The organism is Pseudomonas oplopanacis, from assembly GCF_057128725.1.
The window spans coordinates 28,175-47,695 of sequence record NZ_JBSKHV010000014.1; the positions used below are offsets into that span (position 1 = coordinate 28,175).

The 19,521-nt window shown below is 60.6% G+C and carries 17 protein-coding genes; 9 read left to right on the top strand and 8 right to left on the bottom strand.

The genetic code is table 11. The annotated features are described in order from the left end of the window. Positions 1-47: 47 nt before the first annotated feature. Both ACWKV5_RS23615 and ACWKV5_RS23620 read left to right on the top strand, forming a co-directional pair. The gene (locus ACWKV5_RS23615; protein ID WP_483843209.1) at positions 48-977 is read left to right on the top strand and encodes a ZIP family metal transporter; all 930 of its coding nucleotides are present in this window, start codon (positions 48-50) and stop codon (positions 975-977) included. 39 nt (positions 978-1,016) lie between these two features. Continuing rightward, the gene (locus ACWKV5_RS23620) at positions 1,017-1,553 is read left to right on the top strand and encodes a hypothetical protein (RefSeq protein ID WP_483843210.1); all 537 of its coding nucleotides are present in this window, start codon (positions 1,017-1,019) and stop codon (positions 1,551-1,553) included. Between the two features lie 361 nt (positions 1,554-1,914). Here ACWKV5_RS23620 and ACWKV5_RS23625 read toward each other — a convergent pair whose 3' ends face one another. After that, entirely contained in the window at positions 1,915-2,817 is a 903-nt protein-coding gene (locus ACWKV5_RS23625; protein ID WP_483843211.1) for a LysR family transcriptional regulator, read from the bottom strand. A gap of 106 nt (positions 2,818-2,923) precedes the next feature. On the opposite strand from ACWKV5_RS23625, the gene ACWKV5_RS23630 reads away from it, so the two are divergent. Next, entirely contained in the window at positions 2,924-4,300 is a 1,377-nt protein-coding gene (locus ACWKV5_RS23630; RefSeq protein WP_483843212.1) for an MFS transporter, read from the top strand. Then, a complete protein-coding gene (locus ACWKV5_RS23635) occupies positions 4,297-5,571 on the top strand; it encodes a glucarate dehydratase family protein (RefSeq protein WP_483843213.1) in 1,275 nt (424 codons plus the stop codon). The genes ACWKV5_RS23630 and ACWKV5_RS23635 overlap by 4 nt, the downstream gene beginning before the upstream one ends. 205 nt (positions 5,572-5,776) lie before the next feature. Here the strand turns inward: ACWKV5_RS23635 and ACWKV5_RS23640 are convergent, their stop codons facing one another. The 6 genes from ACWKV5_RS23640 to ACWKV5_RS23665 form a co-directional block, all read right to left on the bottom strand. Continuing rightward, positions 5,777-7,336 carry an amino acid permease gene (locus tag ACWKV5_RS23640; RefSeq protein WP_483843214.1) on the bottom strand — a complete coding sequence of 520 codons (1,560 nt, stop codon included), beginning with the start codon at positions 7,334-7,336 and terminating at the stop codon, positions 5,777-5,779. Between the two features lie 147 nt (positions 7,337-7,483). Further along, positions 7,484-8,644, bottom strand: a complete 1,161-nt coding sequence (locus tag ACWKV5_RS23645; protein ID WP_483843215.1) for an iron-containing alcohol dehydrogenase — start codon at positions 8,642-8,644, stop codon at positions 7,484-7,486. Positions 8,645-8,647: 3 nt separating this feature from the next. Then, a complete protein-coding gene (locus ACWKV5_RS23650; protein WP_483843216.1) occupies positions 8,648-10,039 on the bottom strand; it encodes an aldehyde dehydrogenase family protein in 1,392 nt (463 codons plus the stop codon). Positions 10,040-10,046: 7 nt separating this feature from the next. Further along, positions 10,047-11,420 (bottom strand): glutamine synthetase family protein, encoded by a 1,374-nt coding sequence (locus ACWKV5_RS23655; protein WP_483843217.1) that lies wholly within the window; start codon positions 11,418-11,420, stop codon positions 10,047-10,049. A 116-nt stretch (positions 11,421-11,536) separates the two neighbouring features. Then, entirely contained in the window at positions 11,537-12,061 is a 525-nt protein-coding gene (gene mug / locus ACWKV5_RS23660; RefSeq protein WP_483843218.1) for a G/U mismatch-specific DNA glycosylase, read from the bottom strand. Between the two features lie 8 nt (positions 12,062-12,069). Beyond that, a complete protein-coding gene (locus tag ACWKV5_RS23665) occupies positions 12,070-12,693 on the bottom strand; it encodes a TetR/AcrR family transcriptional regulator (protein WP_483843219.1) in 624 nt (207 codons plus the stop codon). Positions 12,694-12,920: 227 nt separating this feature from the next. Here ACWKV5_RS23665 and ACWKV5_RS23670 point away from each other — a divergent pair, with 227 nt between their 5' ends. The 5 genes from ACWKV5_RS23670 (at position 12,921) to ACWKV5_RS23690 (ending at position 19,006) form a co-directional block, all read left to right on the top strand. Then, positions 12,921-14,054: an HlyD family secretion protein gene (locus ACWKV5_RS23670; RefSeq protein WP_483843220.1), complete on the top strand. Its 1,134-nt coding sequence runs from the start codon at positions 12,921-12,923 to the stop codon at positions 14,052-14,054. Further along, complete coding sequence (locus tag ACWKV5_RS23675; protein ID WP_483843221.1) at positions 14,054-15,523, top strand: DHA2 family efflux MFS transporter permease subunit; 1,470 nt, start codon at positions 14,054-14,056, stop codon at positions 15,521-15,523. The genes ACWKV5_RS23670 and ACWKV5_RS23675 overlap by 1 nt, the downstream gene beginning before the upstream one ends. A 19-nt stretch (positions 15,524-15,542) precedes the next feature. Further along, positions 15,543-17,009: an efflux transporter outer membrane subunit gene (locus tag ACWKV5_RS23680; RefSeq protein ID WP_483843222.1), complete on the top strand. Its 1,467-nt coding sequence runs from the start codon at positions 15,543-15,545 to the stop codon at positions 17,007-17,009. Positions 17,010-17,040: 31 nt separating this feature from the next. After that, positions 17,041-17,991, top strand: a complete 951-nt coding sequence (locus ACWKV5_RS23685; RefSeq protein ID WP_483843223.1) for an aldo/keto reductase — start codon at positions 17,041-17,043, stop codon at positions 17,989-17,991. Positions 17,992-18,067: 76 nt separating this feature from the next. Further along, entirely contained in the window at positions 18,068-19,006 is a 939-nt protein-coding gene (locus ACWKV5_RS23690; RefSeq protein ID WP_483843224.1) for a LysR family transcriptional regulator, read from the top strand. A gap of 51 nt (positions 19,007-19,057) precedes the next feature. Here the strand turns inward: ACWKV5_RS23690 and ACWKV5_RS23695 are convergent, their stop codons facing one another. After that, entirely contained in the window at positions 19,058-19,330 is a 273-nt protein-coding gene (locus ACWKV5_RS23695; protein WP_483843225.1) for a DUF2790 domain-containing protein, read from the bottom strand. Positions 19,331-19,521: the final 191 nt, after the last annotated feature.

Sequence of the window (19,521 nt, forward strand, 5' to 3'; positions counted from 1 at the left end):
TTCGGGCGTGCGGTGCTTTTTCATGTGTCGAGCAAGCAGGTGGTCTCATGTCCGAACCGTCCGCTCCTGTCAGAGCATCGTGGCACGCCGGGTTCTACCCGGTAAAAAGTCGCGGATGGCTGGGGCTGTTTTTTTGGTCGACCCTCGTCGGGGTCACCGTTCTGCTGCTTATCAGCGGGTACAGCGCTTTCACCGGGGCAAACCGGATCAACCTGCATTACGCCTTGGCAGGAGGCCTTTGCGGCTTTGGCGCGACGGCGCTCGGTGCCGTCGCTGCGGTCGTTCTGCGCGACATCACCGCGCGTACCCAAGACATCATGCTGGGGTTTGCAGCCGGCATGATGCTCGCCGCCAGTTCATTCTCACTCATCCTTCCCGGTATCGACGCGGCTCAATCCATTTGCGCCAACAAGCTGTTAGCAGCGTGTGTCGTCGTGGTGGGGTTGGGATTGGGCGTGGCACTCATGATTGGTCTGGAACGGTTCGTACCCCATGAGCATCTGCAGAGCGGGCGCAAGGGGCCTGAGGCGCAGCGCTTCAATCGAGTCTGGCTTTTCGTCCTGGCGATTACCCTGCACAACTTGCCGGAGGGCATGGCCATCGGCGTCAGCTTCGCCACGGGGGATATGAAAGTGGGATTGCCGCTCACCACGGCGATTGCCATCCAGGACATTCCAGAGGGACTGGCTGTTGCATTGGCGCTACGAGTGACCGGCATCTCCACATTGCGTGCTGCGTTGATCGCCGTTGGGTCAGGTCTGATGGAGCCTTTGGGGGCAGTGGTCGGCCTCGGTATTTCCACCAGTTTCGCCTTGGGCTATCCCGTTGCGTTAGGCCTGGCTGCCGGCGCGATGATCTTTGTCGTGTCCCACGAAGTCATCCCCGAGACCCATCGTAATGGCCATCAGACGCCCGCGACGCTGGGGCTGATGCTTGGTTTCGCCGTCATGATGTTTCTCGATACAGCGTTGGGCTGAACGGGCATTCGTCTTAAACGATTTCAGAGTGAGTTTATTGTGCCGAAGATTTTGACTTCCCATCTGGACGACACCGAGCTGAGCGAACACAACGCCAAGATGTTCGGATCACCCAAGGAACGCCTGGACTTTTATCGCCGGGAGATTCAATACGAGACGAGCATTCTGGCGAACCGGACTGACGCCTATCTGGCCGCACAATCTTTTTTGGTCATTGCCTTTGCATCGTGCATGGCCAATCTCAACCCTGAATGGGGAAAGTTGTTCACGCTGGTCGTGCCACCGTTTCTTGCCACGCTGGGACTGCTGAGTTCATTGAATGCGTGGCCCGGGATTCGAGCGGCGTACGACATCATTGACCACTGGTATTACAAGCAGAGCGAGCTCCTGCGGAGTGAGCCGATGATGGGGCTCGCGTATGACGAATCGCCGCTGTTCAGTGAAAGCGAGTCGACGCACAAGGGGTATCGAAAGGCCCTGCTGTTTTCCGTTCGCACCCCTTGGATCTTCGCGACGTTTTGGGTTCTGCTCGCTAGCTGGTCTGTGTTTATCCAACTGGCAAAACCAAGTGGATAACAGAATTGGGTTCCCGATCAGCGCCTCCTGTCAGCCCTCATGAACTCAAGCTCCAGCCTCATGTTCCATGTAGAAACACTCTGGGATGCGCGCCGTCATGAACTCATTCAGAAACAGGCTGGCACCGCCTCTGGACAGAAAAATCCGGGCGCTGGATTCATGGTATCGAGCGTTTGAGAACTGCTCCCTGCGTAGGGAGTGCCCGGACGTCTACCATGAGGAACTGCTTCGTCTGGCTGACGAGATGGATCGCCAGGACATCGTTAGCTGGGAGGAGTGGCGAGACTTGCGAATCGAGGCGGATCAAGCTTACTTGCACGCTGTCGCGGGTGGGGATTACCACAGGTGAACCCCCACGCATTCACACGCCCCATCCTTCCCTGACAGCCTTGCGAATCCCCTCCAGCAGCATCGCAAACGCCGGGTTGTCATTGTTCTCGCGCCAGATCAAATGCAGCTCGCTCTGTACGCCTTCCCCCAGATCGATATCCCGGAACACCACGTTCTTGAACACCACGCTCGTGGCGCAACGCGGGACCAGCGCCAGGCCCATTGCGGCGTTGACCAGCGCCAGGATCGTCAGTGACGAACCGAGCCATTGCACGTATTCCGGCGCCACGCGCGCTGAGCGCAGCATGCCGGTCAGCAGTTCATTGAAGGGCGGGTAGGCGGCGTGGGAGTACATCAGGAACGGTTGTGCATCGAGGTCCTGGACGGACACGGTGTCGGCAGTGGCCAGCGGGTGGCGACTGGGGACGGCCAAGACAAAGGGTTCGCGCACCAGGCACTCGGTGGCGTAGCCCGGTTCCAGCAAGGGCGCGCGGACGATGCCCAGATCGATCCGCCGGGCGCGAAGGGCTTCGTGCTGTTGGTAGGTGTTCATCTCCGACAGATCGATTTTGACGTGGGGCTGTTTGAGGCGTGCTTCGGCAATCACCTTGGGCAGGAATTCGTATACCGCGCTACCCACGAAACTGATGTTGACCGAGCCAATGTCGCCTTCGGCAAAACGCCGGGCGGTGACCGCAGCTTGTTGGGCGCGCTCCAGCAGGTTCTGCGCTTCGATGAAAAAGGCGCGACCGGCGGCGGTGAGGGCGACGCTGCGGGTGGTGCGGGTGAACAGTTCGACACCCAAATGGTGCTCCAACAACTGGATCTGTCGACTGAGTGGTGGTTGCGTCATGTTCAGGCGTTCGGCGGCGCGACGAAAGTTGAGTTCGGTGGCCACCGTGGTAAAGCAGCGCAGTTGAGTCAGTTCGAACATTGATCTAATCCAGGTATCAATCGAATGCCAAGTTAGATTAGACGGGATCAATTGCCGCGTCCATGATCGGCTCGTCCCTAAAAAAACAATGAACGGGAGTTGCCTCTTGAATACCCTCCAGAATTCGCCGGACCCGAGTGTGCTGGCCCGCGCCGCGGCCAAGGTGAAACGCCATGTGCTGCCGCTGTTTGTGGTGATGTTCATCGTCAACTACATCGATCGGGTCAACATCGGCTTCGTGCGCAGCCACATGGAAACCGACCTGGGCATCGGCGCCGCCGCCTATGGCCTGGGTGCCGGGCTGTTCTTCATCGGTTACGCGATCTTCGAAGTACCCTCCAATATGCTGCTGCAACGCTACGGTGCTCGCGCCTGGTTGACGCGCATCATGTTCACCTGGGGCGCAGCCGCCATGGCCATGGCCTTCGTGCGTGGCGAAACCAGTTTTTATGTGTTGCGCTTCATTCTCGGCGCGGCAGAAGCGGGGTTTTTCCCGGGCATCATTTACTACTTCACCCAGTGGCTGCCGTCGACTGAACGGGGCAAAGCCATGGCGATTTTTCTCAGCGGTTCGGCTATTGCGTCGGTCATTTCCGGGCCGGTGTCCGGTGCGCTGTTGAACGTCAGCGGTTTCAGCCTGCACGGCTGGCAGTGGATGTTCCTGATTGAAGGTTTCGCCTCCATTGTCCTGTGCGGTTTTGTCTGGTTCTGGCTGCAATCCCATCCGCGTGAAGCGAAATGGCTGAGCGTCGAAGAAAAGGACGCGCTGGTAGGTGCTATTGCGCTGGAGCAGCAGGCTCGCGAAGCGGCGCAGACGATCAAACCGTCGATGTTCAAACTGCTGGCTGACAAGCAAATCGCGCTGTTCTGTTTTATCTACTTTTCCATTGCCCTGACCATCTACGGCGCCACGTTCTGGCTGCCGAGCATGATCAAGAAAATGGGCAATCTCGGTGACTTCCAGGTCGGCCTGTTCAATTCGATTCCGTGGCTGATTTCCATCGTTGCGATGTATGGCTTCGCCGCCATGGCCAGCAAATGGAAGCACCAGCAAGCCTGGGTGGCGTTGACGCTGGTGATTGCGGCGTTCGGCATGTTCATGTCGACCACCGGCGGACCGATCTTCGCCTTCGTCGCCATCTGTTTTGCGGCGATTGGTTTCAAGGCTGCATCCGCATTGTTCTGGCCGATTCCGCAAGGCTATCTGGATGCGCGCATCGCCGCCGCGGTGATCGCCCTGATCAACTCCATCGGCAACCTGGGCGGTTTTGTGGCGCCGACGGCGTTCGGTTTTCTCGAACAAAAAACCGGCTCGATCGAGGGCGGGCTCTACGGCCTGGCGGCCACCTCACTGGTCGCCGCCGTGGTGATCTTTTTCGCACGCACCGCACCCCGTGGCGACAAACCGGCCACGACCACCACGCCACAACCCACTGTCAGTCACACCGCTTTGAAACCAGATCCAAAGGGAGCAGCCTCTTGAAAATCACACGAGTCACCGTCACCCCCATCGCTTTTCGTGATCCGCCACTGCTCAATGCCAGTGGGATCCACGAACCGTTCGCGCTGCGCTCGATCATCGAGATCGAGAGCGACAATGGCTACATTGGCCTGGGGGAGAGTTACGGCGACGCGCCGGCGCTGGCGATCCAACAGCAGTTGCAAGATCAGCTGATCGGCCTCGACCCGTTCAACCTCAATCAGCTGCGCGCCATCGTCCAGGCCACCGTGGCGGCAAACAAACCGGCGAGCATCGCCGGCGCCGAACTGGCACCCGGTTCTCACGCCAGCAAAGCGGTGAGCAACGCGTATTCGGCGTTCGAAGTGGCGTTCCTGGATCTACAGGCGCACTCGCTGAACGTGCCGTTGGTGGACTTGTTGGGCGGTGCGATCCGCGACGAGATTCCGTTCAGCGCCTACCTGTTTTTCAAGTACGCCCAGCACATCGACTCGCCTTACAAGCCCGACAGTTGGGGGGAAGCGCTGAACGAAGAGCAGATCGTCGCCCAGGCTCGGCGCATGATCGAGACCTATGGTTTCAAGAGCATCAAGCTCAAGGCGGGCGCGCTGGAGCCGGAGCATGAAGTGGCGTGCATCAAGGCGTTGAAAAAGGCCTTCCCGGGTTACCCGCTACGGATCGATCCGAACGCCAACTGGTCCCTGGAAACCTCGATTCGCATGGCCGAACTGCTGGGCGACGACCTGCAATATTACGAAGACCCGACGCCGGGCCTGGAAGGCATGTCCGAACTGCACAAACGCACCGGCCTGCCGCTGGCGACCAATATGGTGGTGACTGATTTCGACGAGTTCCGCCGCAGTGTGGCCTTGAACAGCGTGCAGATCGTCCTCGCCGATCACCACTATTGGGGCGGCCTGCGCGATACCCAGGCGCTGGCGAAAATGTGCCAGACCTTTGGTTTGGGCGTGTCCATGCATTCCAACTCGCACCTGGGCATCAGCCTGATGGCCATGGCCCACGTCGCCGCTTCGGTGCCGAATCTCGATTACGCCTGCGACACGCATTACCCGTGGCAGGAGTCGGACGAAGAGGTGATCAAGGGCGGCAAGCTGCCGATTGTCGATGGCTGCGTGAAAATCACCCGGGCGCCGGGGTTGGGCCTGGAGCTGGATCACGATCAACTCGGCAAGCTGCATGACCAATACCTGACGTGCGGCATTCGCCAGCGCGATGATGTGAAACAGATGCAGCGTTACAAGCCAGAGTGGAAAACCGTCAAACCACGTTTTTGATGGGACTGTGTCTGGCTGTCTGAACAGATTGCGGCGAACCCGGTGGTGGGTAATCGCCGACCTGTGGCGAGGGAGCTTGCTCCCGATGGGCAGCGAAGCGGCCCCCAAAAAATGGGCCTGCTGCGCAGTCCAGCGGGAGCAAGCTCCCTCGCCACAGGTTGCTCATCGTTTGTTGTATTTGTTTTCTATGCCGTGGCGATCCGCTTCAGGCGCGCTTATCCAACGCCGCCTCAGCTGCCGCAATCTGCGCCTGGCGCTGGACGATCATGTCGCCCACCGGCGGGCCCTGGAAGCGGCGCGCTTCAAAGCCGAACCAGACAATCGCCGTCAGCACCAGGAAGCCAATGGTGATGTACAGCGCCCAATCGTTCGGTGGCTGAATGCCGATGATGAAAATGATCACCATCGACAGCACCGAGAGCAGGGCGAACACGGTGTACCAGAAGCGTCCCATGTTCCATGGCCCCATGGTCGGCCACTTCGCGGTCCCATAGGTAAACAGGCCCAGCACGATGGGGATGATGAAGGAGAAGAACAGGAAGATCACCGTGCAGGACACCACGATCGTATACACCGGCGTGGCCCCGACCGAGATCACCGACGAGCCCCAGTCGAACAGCACGGCGAGGGTGGCACCGGTCCAGATCGCCGCCACCGGGCTGCGGAATTTCGGCGAGACCGAGGCCAACGCTTTGGAGCAGGGCAGGCCGCCGTCACGGGAGAAGGCGAAAATCATCCGCGACACCGAGGTCACCGTCGCCAATCCACAGAGGATCTGCGAGACGAAAATCGCCACATACAGCGCCACTTTCAGTGTCGGGCTGACCTGAGTGTTCATCGCCCAGAAAAACACGTTCCAGCCTTGCTTGGCCGCTTCGTCCATGTTCGGCAACATCAGCACGAACGAACACAACATCACCCAACCGAACAGCAACGACCAGACCACCGACATGACCATGCCGCGCGGCACGGAAATCGCTGCGTTGCGCGTCTCTTCGGAGGTGTGTGCCGAGGCGTCATAACCGGTGATGGTGTAGATCGGCAGCAGCAGGCCGAGCATGAACACCCAGCCGTTCGACACCGATGGCCAGACCGCGCCGCCGGCATCGCCGGAGTAGTTGCTGAAGGTCCACAACCGCGCGAATTCATAGCTCGGTGCGGAGATCAGGCAGACGATGGTCAGCGCCAGCGCCGTGGCGAAAATCAGGTAACCGGAGAAATCAGTGAGCTTGGCGGTCAGGCCGATCCCCAAGTGGTTGCACAGGGCCTGAAGCCCGGTCAGCACCGCGAGGAAAATCACCCGCACCGTGGTCGTGTCTTCCATGCCCAGCGCCGGTCCGAACGCCCCGAAAAAGAAATAATAGGTGCCGACGTTGATCGCCCCCAGCACGGTGACCAACCCCAACAGGTTAAACCACGCGGTCAGCCATCCGGTGAAGCGGTTGCCAAGAATCGAGCCCCAGTGATACAGCCCGCCAGCGGTGGGGTACGCCGAGGAAATCTGCGCCATGGCCATGGCGAACACCCCGGAGATCAGGCAGCCGATGGGCCAGCCGATGCCGATGGACGCGCCGCCCGCGCCAGAGGTGCCCTGGGCGAGGGAGTTGATGCCCCCGGAGAGGATGCAGATGATCGAGAAGGAAATCGCGAAGTTGGAGAAAACGCCCATGCGTCGCGAGAGCTGCTGGGCGTAGCCCATGCTGTGCAGCGCCTTGACGTCATCGTCATGCGAGGCGTCGGTGCCGGGCTGGCTTGCTGGATTCATGTTGTGTGCCCCTTCAGGTTTTGATACGCGCCCCTCCGGAATGCCGGACGAGCTGGCTTTCAACCCCTTGTCGTACTGCTCCTGTCTCCCACCGTACAACCTGCCCGTGCGCTGCATTCATGTGTCGAGCACCGACAGTCAACTGCTCTACAGGCGGCCGTGAAACGCCGCGTCGAAAATCTCGGCCGCACCGGCCTTGGTCAAGGGCAGCGGGTTGCCGCCGGCAGAAGGGTCGACCACGGCCATGTCCGCGATCAGGTCGGCCTGTTTGTCATCCACGCCTAATTCGAACAGCGTGTGCGGCACGCCGATGTCTTTGCGCAACTTGAGGATGAAGGCCAGGAAACTGTCGAAGCCGGGGGAGGGCAAACGCAAATACGCGGCCAGGCGGGTGATGCGTTCTTCGATGGCCGGGCGATTGAATTTCAGGACATAAGGCATGAAGGTCGCATTGGTCATGCCGTGATGGGTGTCGTACAGCGCGCCGACCGGATGCGAAAGGGCATGCATCCCGCCCAGGCCTTTCTGGAAAGCGGTGGCGCCCATCGCCGCCGCCGCGAGCATGTTGGCGCGTGCTTCAAGATCGCCCGGCGTGTGCACGGCGCGCACCAGTGCGTTGGCCACCAGGCGCATGCCTTCCACGGCGATGCCGTCGGCCAATGGGTGAAAACCGGGGGCGCAGTAGGACTCCAGGCAGTGCGCCAAGGCGTCCATGCCGGTGCCGGCGGTGATTTTGGCCGGCATGCCGACGGTCAGGGCCGGGTCGCTGATGACCACGCGCGGCATCATTTTCGGGTGGAAGATGATGCGTTTGGTGTGGGTCGCCTCGTCGATGATCACCGCTGCACGGCCGACTTCCGAGCCCGTGCCTGCCGTGGTCGGTACCGCAATGACCGGGGCGATGCGGCTTTCATCGGCGCGGGTCCAGTAGTCGCCGATGTCTTCGAAATCCCAGACCGGGCGCGTCTGTCCGCTCATGAAGGCGATGAGCTTGCCCATGTCCAGGCCGCTGCCGCCCCCGAAGGCGATCACGCCATCGTGGTTGCCGGCGCGCCATGCATCGAGGCCACCGGCCAGGTTGGCTTCGACCGGGTTGGGCTTGAGGTCGCTAAACATCGCTGCACCAAGGCCCGCGGCGCGCAGGGCGTCGAGGGCGGCAATGGTCATCGGCGCACGCGCCAGGCCACTGTCGGTGACCAGCAGTGGGCGCTGGATGCCCTGGGCGCGGCAGGTGTCGGCGAGTTCGGCGATGCGGCCGACACCGAAGCGGATGCTTGTGGGGTAATTCCAGTTCGCGGTCAGGCTCATGGCTCAGATCTCGTGGCGCAAATGGAAGGATTTGGCGCGGGTCAGGTGTTCATAACCGAGGCGCGACAGGGTGACGCCGCGTCCGCTGTTTTTCACCCCGGTCCAGGCCAGGGCCGGGTCCAGGTAATCGCAGCGGTTCATGAATACGGTGCCGGTGTCGATTTCATTGCCCAGGCGTTCGGCAGCGGCGAGGTCCTGGGTCCAGATCGAGGCGCTGAGCCCGAATTCGCTGTCATTCATCAGGGCGATGGCTTCGTCGTCACCTTCGACCGGCATGATGCCGACCACCGGGCCGAAGCTTTCCTCGCGCATGACTGACATTTGATGAGTGACGTCGACCAACACCTGCGGCGCGAGGTAGGCGCTGCCCGGTTCGTCAACGGGAAACGACGTGGGTTCAATCAGCGCCGTGGCACCTTGGGCCAGCGCTTCGGCGATCTGGCCGCGCACGAAATCAGCGGCGGCCGGGGTGACCAAGGGGCCAAGCGTGGTGGCTTCGTCCAGCGGATTGCCCAGCACGTATTGGCGGGTCAGGGCCGCGAAACGCTCGATGAAGGCCGGATAGATTGTCTTGTCGACGTAAATGCGTTCGATGGCGCAGCAGCTTTGCCCGGAGTTGAAGAAGCTGCCGTCCACCAGGTTTTCTACCGCGTGTTCAAGATTGGCATCGGCGCGCACGTAGGCCGGGTCTTTGCCGCCGAGTTCGAGGCCCAGGCCAAGGAAGCGCCCGGTGGCGGCGGTTTCCATGGCCTCGCCAGCGCCGACGGAACCGGTGAAGTTCACTTGCTGCACGCGTCCGGAGCCAATGATGTCGGCAGTCTGACGGTGATCGAGCAGCAGGTTATGGAAAAGACCGGCCGGCAAGTTGGCGCTGGCCATGGCCTCGGCGAACCGTTCACCGACTAACAGGGTTTGCGACGCGTGTTTGAGGATGACGCTGTTGCCGGCCATCAGCGCCGGAATGATCGTGTTCACCGCGGTCAGGTACGGGTAATTCCAGGGCGCAATGACCAGCACGGTCCCCAATGGATCACGCTGGATGTGCCGGCGAAATCCGCTGAGGGGTGTGGGTTCAATCGCTGCCAGGGCTTCAGGCGCGATGGCGATCATATGCCGGGCACGCTCTTCGAAACCGCGCACTTCGCCCGCGCCAAACCGTACCGGACGGCCCATTTGCCAGGCCAGTTCGCGCACGATGTCCGTTTTCATCGCCAGCATCGCGTCTACCACCGCACTGCAAAACGCCGCTCGCTCGCTCAGGGGCCGGCGTTTCCATTGCGCCTGGGCGGTGGCGGCGGCTGTCAGTGCCTGTTCGATCTGCGTGGCGTCGGCGCAGCGGCGCTCGGCATAGACCCGGCCATCGACCGGGGAAATGAGCTTGATGGTTGCCGTCATGCTGACCTCAATAGCGCTCGAAGCCGCGCTGCAGTTCCCAGTCGGTGATCCGCCGGTCGTACTCTTTCTGCTCCCATTCGGCGGTGTGCACGTAGTGGTCGATCACCTCGTCGCCGAACGCTTCGCGCAACATGCTCGAGGCCTGGAGCGCGGCGCTGGCTTCGCGCAAGGTCTTGGAGACTTCGGGCAGATGGTCATCGACGTAAGCGTCGCCTTCAAAGGGCGGCGCGAGGGTGAGCTTCTCGTCGACCCCGGCCAGGCCCGCCGCGATCAGGGCCGCAAAGGCCAGATACGGGTTGAGGTCGGCACCGCCGATGCGGCATTCGATGCGGATGGATTTGCTGCTTTCGGCACACAGTCGAAAACCGGCGGTGCGATTGTCGCGGCTCCACACCGCCCGCGTCGGCGCAAACGTGCCGGCCTGAAAGCGCTTGTACGAATTGATGTAGGGCGCGAGAAAACAGGTGATGTCATTGGCATATTTAAGCTGCCCGGCGACCCAGGAACGCATCAGTTTAGACATGCCGAACTCGGCCTTGGCATCGAAGAACAGCGGCTTCTTGCCGTTCTTGTCCCACAGCGAATTATGGATGTGGCTGCTCGACCCGGCCGCGTCATAACGCCACTTGGCCATGAACGTGATCGCCTTGCCTTGCAGTTGCGCGATCTCTTTGCAGGCATGTTTGATGATGACGTGGTGGTCGGCCATGGTCAGGGCATCGGCGTAGCGAATGTTGATTTCTTCCTGGCCGGGGCCCCATTCGCCCTTGGAATTTTCCACGGGAATGCCGCTGGCTTGCAGGTGCTTGCGTATCGCCCGCAGCACCGGCTCTTCGCGGGTGGTCTGCAGGATGTTGTAGTCCTCGATGTAATGGCCGGCGGTTTTCGGCTTGTGGTAGTTGCGCTTGTGGATGGCCTCGTAGCTCTCGTCGAACAGGTAGAACTCCAGTTCCGAGGCGAACATGCCGGTATAGCCTCGCTCGCGCAGGCGTTCAATCTGCTTCTTCAGGATCGCTCGCGGGCTGTGCGGCAAGTCGCGGCGATGGTGGTGATCGAGCACATCACAGAGTACCAGCGCCGTGCATTCCAGCCAGGGCACCCGGCGCAGGGTGGACATGTCGGGCTTGAGGACAAAGTCGCCATAGCCTTTGCTCCAACTGGCAGCGGCATAGCCCGGCACTGGCTCCATGTCGATGTCGTCGGCCAACAGGTAATTGCAGCAGTGGGTTTCTTCATGGCCGCTGTCGATGAAAAACTCGACCTGGAATCGTTTGCCGACCAGACGTCCCTGCATGTCGACCATGCAGACCAGTACGGTATCAATTTCGCCGGCAACGGCGGCACGCTTCAGTTCATCAAAGCTGAGAAGGGGCTCGGTCATCACGTCATTCCTGCGTGAACAGTGTGGGCCTGTCTGAAATAGCTGTTGCAGACGCTCTTCAGAAAAACCCAAACCCTGCCGGAGCGAGCATCGTGCGCAATAAGCTGATCCTTAGCTTAGCCTACTGTCGATTTGTGCAAGTTTTGATGGAGTTGGCGATACGCTTCCACCAATTGATCCAGCGAAAACGCCAGATTTCGCCCGCTCGGGTTGGGCAGGATCCAGACCTTGGCATCGCCGAAGGTCTTGGGTTGAAGACCCCAGGCAATCTCTCGCTGGCCGGTCAACGCGCTGTAGGCGGCCTTGCCGAGAAACGCGACGACGCGGGGTGCATGGCGCCGGATCTTCTGTTCGAAGTCGGCAGCGGCGGCGGTGAATTCGTGCAACGACAGCTGATCGGCGCGCGCCGTGGGGCGGTCGACCACGGCGGTCAATCCGCAGCGGTACTGCAAGATCGTCCGGTCGTTTTCCGGGCGCACTTCCTCGGGGGTAAACCCGGCAAGGTGCAGCGTGCGCCAGAAACGATTGCTTCGGCCCGCAAAGTGATGCCCTTGGGCGGCGGCCGTCATGCCCGGATTGATCCCGCAGAAAATCACGTCGAGCTGATCCGCCAAAATGTCTTCAAGTCCTTCACCCGCCATAAAGCCTCTCAACCGCAGATCACGTTGACCGCGTTGCGTGCCAGTTCGGTCAGCTCCGTGCGGGATTTGCCTGCCCGTGCCCGGATCGAAATGCTGTGCAGCAGGGAGGAGGCGAGGACGGCGAGGGCGGCCGGGTCGACATTGTCTTTGAGTTCGCCGGCGGTAACGGCTGTTCGCAGACGCGCTTCGAGATCGGCGTCGAGGCGGCTCAGTCGGTCCGACAGCACTTCGCGGATTTCAACATCCTCGACGGCTTCGGTGGTCGCCGTGCCAATCGCGAAGCAGCCACGGGGTTGGCCGTCGCCCGAGAAGTAGATCGACAGCTGCCCCTCATAGAAACGCATCAGTGCCTCGCTCAAGGTCAGTTGGCTGTCTGTGAGCGCCGCGTGCATGTCAGCGGCGGCAAATTCCCAGTACTGCTCAAGCGCCTTGATGTACAGCGCGTGTTTGTCACCGAAGGCGGCATACAGGCTCGGGCGGTTCATGCCCGCTGCCGTGGCGATGCTGTCCAGCGACGCGGCGGAATAGCCGGTACTCCAAAACACACCAAGCGCTTGCTGCAGCGCCGTCTGCGGGTCGTAGGCGCGTGGGCGTCCACGTCCTTTTGCTTCGGTGATCTTTTTTTGTGCCATGGCGTACAAAATCCTTGTGTGAAGGTGGGTCGAGGCATATTCTTACACCATCGCACAAAATTAAGGAACCAGAAGTTCCTCAATTTCAGGTTTGTTGAAGCAGAGCTCGAACTGGGTATAGCGGCGACGAAACAGGGTGCGGCGGAGTGATCCTTCTGACTGCGCACGGTATGGCTGTTTTTTATGGGTATTAGCCCCTGACTTCCCGGTTAAAGGTGTTTTCGATCATGACTAAACAGTTCGATATCCCGGCTTCACAAACCTTTGAGCACCCTGGGCCAAACCCGACAGCGCCCAACAAAAAAACGCTTAAAGAAACCGTACGGCCACTGCTGATGGTCGGTGTTCCGGCGCTCTTCGCCGCGATCGGGTACGCCCACTATGTCGCCGGCGAGCCCTACATCTCGACCGATAACGCCTACGCCCGAGTGGCCAAGGCCTCGATCAATGCGCGCACCTCGGGCCAGGTCATCGAGATTGCAGTCGAAGACAACCAGCCTGTTCGCAAGGGCCAGGTACTGTTCCGCATCGACCCCAAACCCTTGCAGATCGCCGTTGACCGCGCACAAGCCCAGTTGAGCGTCGCGCGTTTGCGCATCGATGGGCTCAAGGCCAGTTACCGCCAGCAACAGGCCGAACTGCAATCGGCCAAAGAGTCGGCCGATTTCGACCAAAAGGAATTTGGCCGCAAAAAAGCGCTGGTCGCTTCCGAGTTCGTGTCGAAGTCGATTTATGAGCGCGCCGACACCGACCTCAAAGTGTCACGCCAACGAATTGCCTCTATCGAACAACAGATCGCCAGCACCGTGGTTGCGTTGAATGGTAATCCGAACATCGAGGTCGACAGCCACCCGGCCGTTCGCGAGGCCAAGGCGCAGCTGGATGAAACCCAGCTCTACCTCTCGTACGCCACGGTCTATGCGCCGGACGACGGCATCGTCGCCAAGGTCGATGATTTGCAGGTAGGCAACTTTGTGAACAACGGCGCGCCAGCCTTTGCGCTGCTGTCCGATCGCGAGGTGTGGGTGGAAGCCAACTTCCGCGAAACGGACGTGACCCATATGCGTCCGGGTCAGTCCGCGACCATTCATCTCGATACCTACCCGGATCACGAATTCAAGGCCCACGTGATCAGCATGAGCCCCGGCGCCGGCTCGGACTTCGCCTTGCTGCCGCCGGAAAACGCCACCGGCAACTGGGTCAAGGTCGTGCAGCGGGTGCCGGTGCGGCTCGAACTCGACGAGCTCGACCCGCAAATGCCGCTGTATTCGGGGATCAGCGCCACGGTCAAGGTCGATACCGGGCACCGCACACCGTGGTGGCATCCAATCAAGGCGCTGTTTACCTCAGGAGCCTCCTGATGAACACCACCCCCGCAGGTTCATTAAGGCTTGCCGCATTGCTCGCAACTTTTATGCAATCGGCGAACCTGCCTTTGCCCAATGCCGTGCTCCGTTTGATCCAGGGCAGTATGTCGATGACCGACGATCAGGCTGGATGGATCTTCACCGCGTACCTTGCGGCGAGTGCGATCACCATGCCGATCGCGCAATGGCTCGCCGGTCGCCATGGCTTGAAACGGGTGTATCAAACCGCGCTGGCCGTGTTCGTCCTGGGCTTGCTGCTCGCGACCCTGGCCTCGACGCCGCTGGAATTTATCGGCGCGCGGATTATCCAGGGCCTGGCAAGTGGGGTGCTGGCGCCGTTGTCGATGGCGATTGCCCTGGAAACGCTGCCAATGGAGAAACGCGCCAAGTTCGGCGCGACGTGGACCGCCATCGTGCTGCTGGGCATCGTCAGCGGCCCGAGCATCGGCGGCTGGGTCGCCGAGCATTTCGGCTGGCGCCCGATCTTCTACATCAGCCTGCCGCTGTCGGCGTACATCTTCCTGGTGATCGCGCTGTTGTTGGCCGAGAAGAAGGCCGAGAAACGCCCAACGTTCGACTTCTTCGGTTTCGGCACCTTCACGCTGGGGCTGATCAGCCTGCAAATGTTGCTCGATCGCGGTGAACGCCTGGACTGGTTCGCCTCGACCGAGATCTGGCTGGAAGCGATCGGCTGTGCGCTCGGGCTCTACCTGTTCCTCGTGCATGTGTTGACCGCGAAGGTGCATTTCCTCAACAAACGTTTGTTCAGCGACCGCAACTTCGTGCTGTCGACGGTGATCTTTTTTGCGGTGGGTTTCGTGCTGCTGTCGACCATGGCGCTGACCTCGCCGATGCTCGATGAAATCCTCGGCTACCCGCCGGACACCACCGGTTCGCTGACCATCCCGCGCGGCATGGGCCTGGTCGGTGCGTTTTTGCTGATGGGGCGTGTTCCTGAGCGTTTCGACCGTCGTTTCTTCGTGGCGGCAGGCGTGGCCATCGTGGTGTACGCCAACTGGCTGATGCTTGGTTATTCGCCGTTGATGGACTGGTGGCCGGTGGCGCTGGCCGGGGCGATTCAGGGCGTCGGCATCGGCATGTTGATGCCGTCGCTGACCAAGGTTGCGTTCAGCACGCTTGACCCGACGCTGCGCCCGGAAGGCACCGGTCTGTTCAACCTGTCGCGTGTGTACGGCAGCACCCTCGGTGTGGCGATTGTGCAGTTGTATTTCTTCAACAACACCCACGCGATGCACATGGCGCTGGCCAGCAACCTGACGCCGTATGGCGCGGCCGCGCATTCGGCGGCGACGTCCCTGCAAGCCATGGCGGGGCTCAACGAAATGATCACCGGCCAGGCGGCGTTTATCGGCGTGGTCGGCCAATTCAAGATTTTGATGTACGCGATGCTGGTGGTCAGTCCACTGGTGATCTTTCTTCGCAAGCCCGTTGCGACCAACTAGTTTTCGTGGAGTTTGCCTCATGAAATCCAATGCGCGCTTCATCAACAGACAACTGATCAACACCACGTTCGGAGCGGTGGCGGTGCTGGTGTTCCTGACCGCTTGCACGGTCGGCCCCGATTATCAAATGCCTGCGCCGAGTCCGTCGCAACACTACGATCAACAGGCTGAGCAGCGTCTCGGCCAACGCATCGACCTGGGCAAAAAGGTTAACGGCGACTGGTGGACGGCGTTTCGTTCGCCCAAGCTCGACAGCGTTGTGCGCCGGGCCATCGACGGCAATCTGCAACTCGTCGCGGCCGATGCCACGATCCGCCAGGCTTCGTCCTCGGTCGCGGCGGCTCAAGGGGTGCTGTATCCGCAGGTGGATTTTGCCGCCCAGGCCGGTCGCCAGCGCACGCACAACGGACCGCAGCCGGTAGTTTCCAACTTCTATGCCATCGGTCCTCGGGTCGGCTTCGACCTGGATGTGTTCGGTGGCAACCAGCGCCAGGTTGAACAACAGGAGGCACTGTCGGCGTTTCAGAAACATCGCTACGAAGCGGCGTACCTGACCCTGACGGGCAATGTCGCCAGCCAGGCATTGCTGATGGCCTCGGCGAACGCGCAGATCCAGGCCGTGGAAAAACTGCTGGCCAATGACACCAAGAACCTTGAACTGGTGCGCATGGCCCACGCCAACGGCAGCACCACGCAGATTGATGTGTCGCTGGCCGAAACCCGGCTCGCCCAGGACCGCACGCTGTTGCCGCCCCTCGCTCAGCAGCGTGATTCGGCCCGGCATGCGCTGTCGATCCTGACCGGCCAAGGCCCGGCTGACTGGATCGCACCGGACTTCGACCTGAGTGAATTTGCCCTGCCAGCCAACGTGCCCGTCAGTCTGCCCTCGGAAATGGCCCACACCCGGCCGGACGTTCTGCAAGCCGAAGCGCAACTGCACGCGGCCAGCGCCGCCGTCGGTGTCGCGACCGCCAACCTTTATCCGCATGTGGAGTTGTCAGCGTTTCTCGCGCAGTCGGCGTCCGGCAACGGCGGCGCCGCGCTCTGGGGCTTTGCCGCCGGGGTGGCGGGGCCGATCTTCAATGGCGGCACCCTCAAGGCTGAACGCCAGGCGGCGGTCGACGGCTACAACGCCTCGCTCGCGGATTATCAGCAGACCGTCATCCAGTCGTTCGGTCAGGTCGCTGACACGCTGCAAGCCATCAACCATCACGCCGAAGAAAACCTCGCCCAGGAAGACGCCTTGCGCGCCGCCGACAGCAGTTTTCGCTTGAACCAGCAAGCGTATGCTCAAGGCGAGAACAGCATTCTCCAGGTGCTTGAGGCCGAGCGCGCGTATGAACAGGCGCTGTTGGGACAGATCAGGGTGAAAACCGCGCAGTACCTCGACACCGTCCAGTTGTTTGTCGCCCTCGGCGGCAATTCGGTTGGCGTGTTTGAGCAGCGAGTCGCCAGTCGCGACGAATCCAAACGTTCATATCAGTAAAGGCTGCGGCCTCAGAGAGTGGAGTAACGACATGACCTACGAAGCCTTTCACGACGAACTTCGCGAAACAAAATTTGCGCTGAACCACGGCTCGGCTGAAATGCCCGCTGTTGGTTTTGGCACGCTGTTCCGCGACCTCTCCGTCACAACCCAAGCAGTCACCTACGCACTGGAAACCGGTTTCCGCCATTTCGACTGCGCCGAGCGTTATCGCAACGAAGAAGCGGTGGGCGTGGCGTTCAAGGCCTTCATCGACTCGGGCAAGGCCCGGCGCGAAGACCTGTTCATCACCACCAAACTGTGGAACACCAACCACCGTCCCGAGCGTGTGTTGCCGGCGTTCGAGGCCAGTTGCCGTCGGCTTCAGGTGGATTACGTTGACTGCTACCTGATCCACACGCCGTTCGCCTTTCAACCCGGCGATGACCAGGAACCCCGGGACCCGTTCGGCCACATGATCTACGACTCGGGCGTGACCTTGCTCGATACCTGGCGGGCGCTGGAACAGCTCGTGGATGAAGGGCGCTGCAAGTCCATCGGCTTGTCGGACATCACCCTGGAGGCGTTGAAGTCGATTGTCGACGTGGCGCGGATCAAACCCTCTGTCGTGCAGGTGGAATCCCACCCGTATCTGCCGGAATGGGAGCTGCTGGAGTTCTGCAAGCAGCACGGCATCATCGTCCTCGCCTTTGCACCGCTCGGCCATGGCATGCAGCCTGCGGTGCTGGAAGATCCGGTGCTGACCGGCATTGCGAAACACGTGCAGAGAACCCCGGCGCAAGTCGCCCTGGCCTGGTCGGTGCAGCGCGGTGTGGCGTTTCTGACCACGTCTGCGACACTGAGCCATATTCAGGAAAACTTTGACATTGCCACGCTGCCGCACCGGGCCATGCTTGAGATCAAGCAGGACATCACGACTCGAGTGCGCTTCAACTCGGTGGTGGAAACCGGTATCCCGGGCTTTATCCCGGGCAAAAGGTAACCCATGCCAGCGCGGCGGCCTGATCTCAGGCCGCCGCTTTTTTTTGACCGTTCAATTGTGCGCCGAGGCAAAACCGATGGACGTTTTCCAAACCATGCGTTGTTTCATCGCGGTGGCCCAGAGCGGTAGCTTCACGGCCGCAGCGGTGATGCTGGACACCTCGACCACCAACATTTCCAAAGCGGTTTCCAGCCTGGAAGCCCGGCTGCAAACACGCCTGATCAACCGCACGACCCGGCGTCTGGCCCTGACCGAAGCGGGCCTGCGCTATTTGCAACGCTGCGAGAAAATTATCGAGGAGATGCGCGAAGCGGATGAAGAAGCGGGAACGGCGCAAACCAGGCCTGTGGGCCGGCTGAAAATCCATGCGATGTCCGCCGTCGGCAATCACTACGTGATCAACGCCATCGCCCGGTACAGAGAGACGCACCCTTCGGTGATGTTTGATTTGACCCTGACCAATCGGCTGCCGGACTTGCTGGAAGAAGGCTATGACATGTCGATTGTATTGGCGCGAGACCTACCCGATTCAGGCTTTGTCGCGCAGCGGCTGGGCATTACCTACAGCATTCTCTGCGCCTCACCGGCGTACCTGAAGAAACGCGGAATTCCCGACGCACCGGGTGCACTGGGCGCACATGATTGCCTGAGGATTGTGAATACGGTGATGCCGGCGGAAAACTGGGTATTCGCGGGGCCCGAAGGCGTGGAGACGGTGAGCACACCGATGTCGCCGTTTCACGTCAACACCGCCGACGCGATGACAGTGGCGATCAGCAACGGAATGGGCATCGGCATTCAACCGATTGCATCTGCCGTGGAAGGTTTGAAAGCGGGGACCTTGGTGCGGGTGTTGCCTGAGTATCATTTTGAAGAACTGAATGTGTTTGCCATCTACCCGTCACGCAAATTCGTCGATGCGAAAATCAAGACGTGGGTGGATTTTCTCAAGGATTACATTCCGATCCTGTTGGCCTCTGATGAAAAAATCGTCGGTTCAAGTAAAAACAGATAAACCCCAGTGCCGCCGGTATGGAGTGTCGACCCTCCATCGTCTGCACGGTACTCAACCGTTGGAACAGCCGGTGCCCATGACTTGGTACTGCAGGACATGTCGTTGGCCGCGCGAGTCTTCGTAGGTCATTTGTGCTGGTACCGGGCCACACTGGTCGCCGACGTCTGACACGCTGATGACGCGTTTGATGTCGAGGTGGGTGTCGTAGGTATAGGTTTCAACCGGGGTGTTGGCAGTTGCGGCCGTTGCAGAACTGTCGTCAGCGAAGGCGGGGGCGCCGAGACTGGCCAGTGTCAGCAGAAGAGCGAATTTCGAAAGTTTCATGGCGTTCACCGTATCGTTTGAGGAGGGGCGGGTTGGTTTTCTACCTTGAGAGCTGTTTGCAAATGCTCACGGGGTAGGAACGATGCTAGGGGTTTGCCCCTGCTCCAAACAGCCGCCCGAGGGACAAACACTGTTGCCGGTTTGCGCATGAATACGGGCCTTGTGGACGTCATCACTGCCCGTGTGGCATG

What these genes read in the sequence shown, in the direction of transcription:
- ACWKV5_RS23615 (WP_483843209.1), top strand. Translation starts at nt 48, where the DNA reads ATGTCCGAACCGTCCGCTCCTGTCAGAGCATCGTGGCACGCCGGGTTC.
- ACWKV5_RS23625 (WP_483843211.1), bottom strand. Translation starts at nt 2,817, where the DNA reads ATGTTCGAACTGACTCAACTGCGCTGCTTTACCACGGTGGCCACCGAA.
- ACWKV5_RS23640 (WP_483843214.1), bottom strand. Translation starts at nt 7,336, where the DNA reads ATGAATCCAGCAAGCCAGCCCGGCACCGACGCCTCGCATGACGATGAC.
- ACWKV5_RS23645 (WP_483843215.1), bottom strand. Translation starts at nt 8,644, where the DNA reads ATGAGCCTGACCGCGAACTGGAATTACCCCACAAGCATCCGCTTCGGT.
- ACWKV5_RS23650 (WP_483843216.1), bottom strand. Translation starts at nt 10,039, where the DNA reads ATGACGGCAACCATCAAGCTCATTTCCCCGGTCGATGGCCGGGTCTAT.
- ACWKV5_RS23655 (WP_483843217.1), bottom strand. Translation starts at nt 11,420, where the DNA reads ATGACCGAGCCCCTTCTCAGCTTTGATGAACTGAAGCGTGCCGCCGTT.
- mug (WP_483843218.1), bottom strand. Translation starts at nt 12,061, where the DNA reads ATGGCGGGTGAAGGACTTGAAGACATTTTGGCGGATCAGCTCGACGTG.
- ACWKV5_RS23665 (WP_483843219.1), bottom strand. Translation starts at nt 12,693, where the DNA reads ATGGCACAAAAAAAGATCACCGAAGCAAAAGGACGTGGACGCCCACGC.
- ACWKV5_RS23670 (WP_483843220.1), top strand. Translation starts at nt 12,921, where the DNA reads ATGACTAAACAGTTCGATATCCCGGCTTCACAAACCTTTGAGCACCCT.
- ACWKV5_RS23675 (WP_483843221.1), top strand. Translation starts at nt 14,054, where the DNA reads ATGAACACCACCCCCGCAGGTTCATTAAGGCTTGCCGCATTGCTCGCA.
- ACWKV5_RS23680 (WP_483843222.1), top strand. Translation starts at nt 15,543, where the DNA reads ATGAAATCCAATGCGCGCTTCATCAACAGACAACTGATCAACACCACG.
- ACWKV5_RS23685 (WP_483843223.1), top strand. Translation starts at nt 17,041, where the DNA reads ATGACCTACGAAGCCTTTCACGACGAACTTCGCGAAACAAAATTTGCG.
- ACWKV5_RS23690 (WP_483843224.1), top strand. Translation starts at nt 18,068, where the DNA reads ATGGACGTTTTCCAAACCATGCGTTGTTTCATCGCGGTGGCCCAGAGC.
- ACWKV5_RS23695 (WP_483843225.1), bottom strand. Translation starts at nt 19,330, where the DNA reads ATGAAACTTTCGAAATTCGCTCTTCTGCTGACACTGGCCAGTCTCGGC.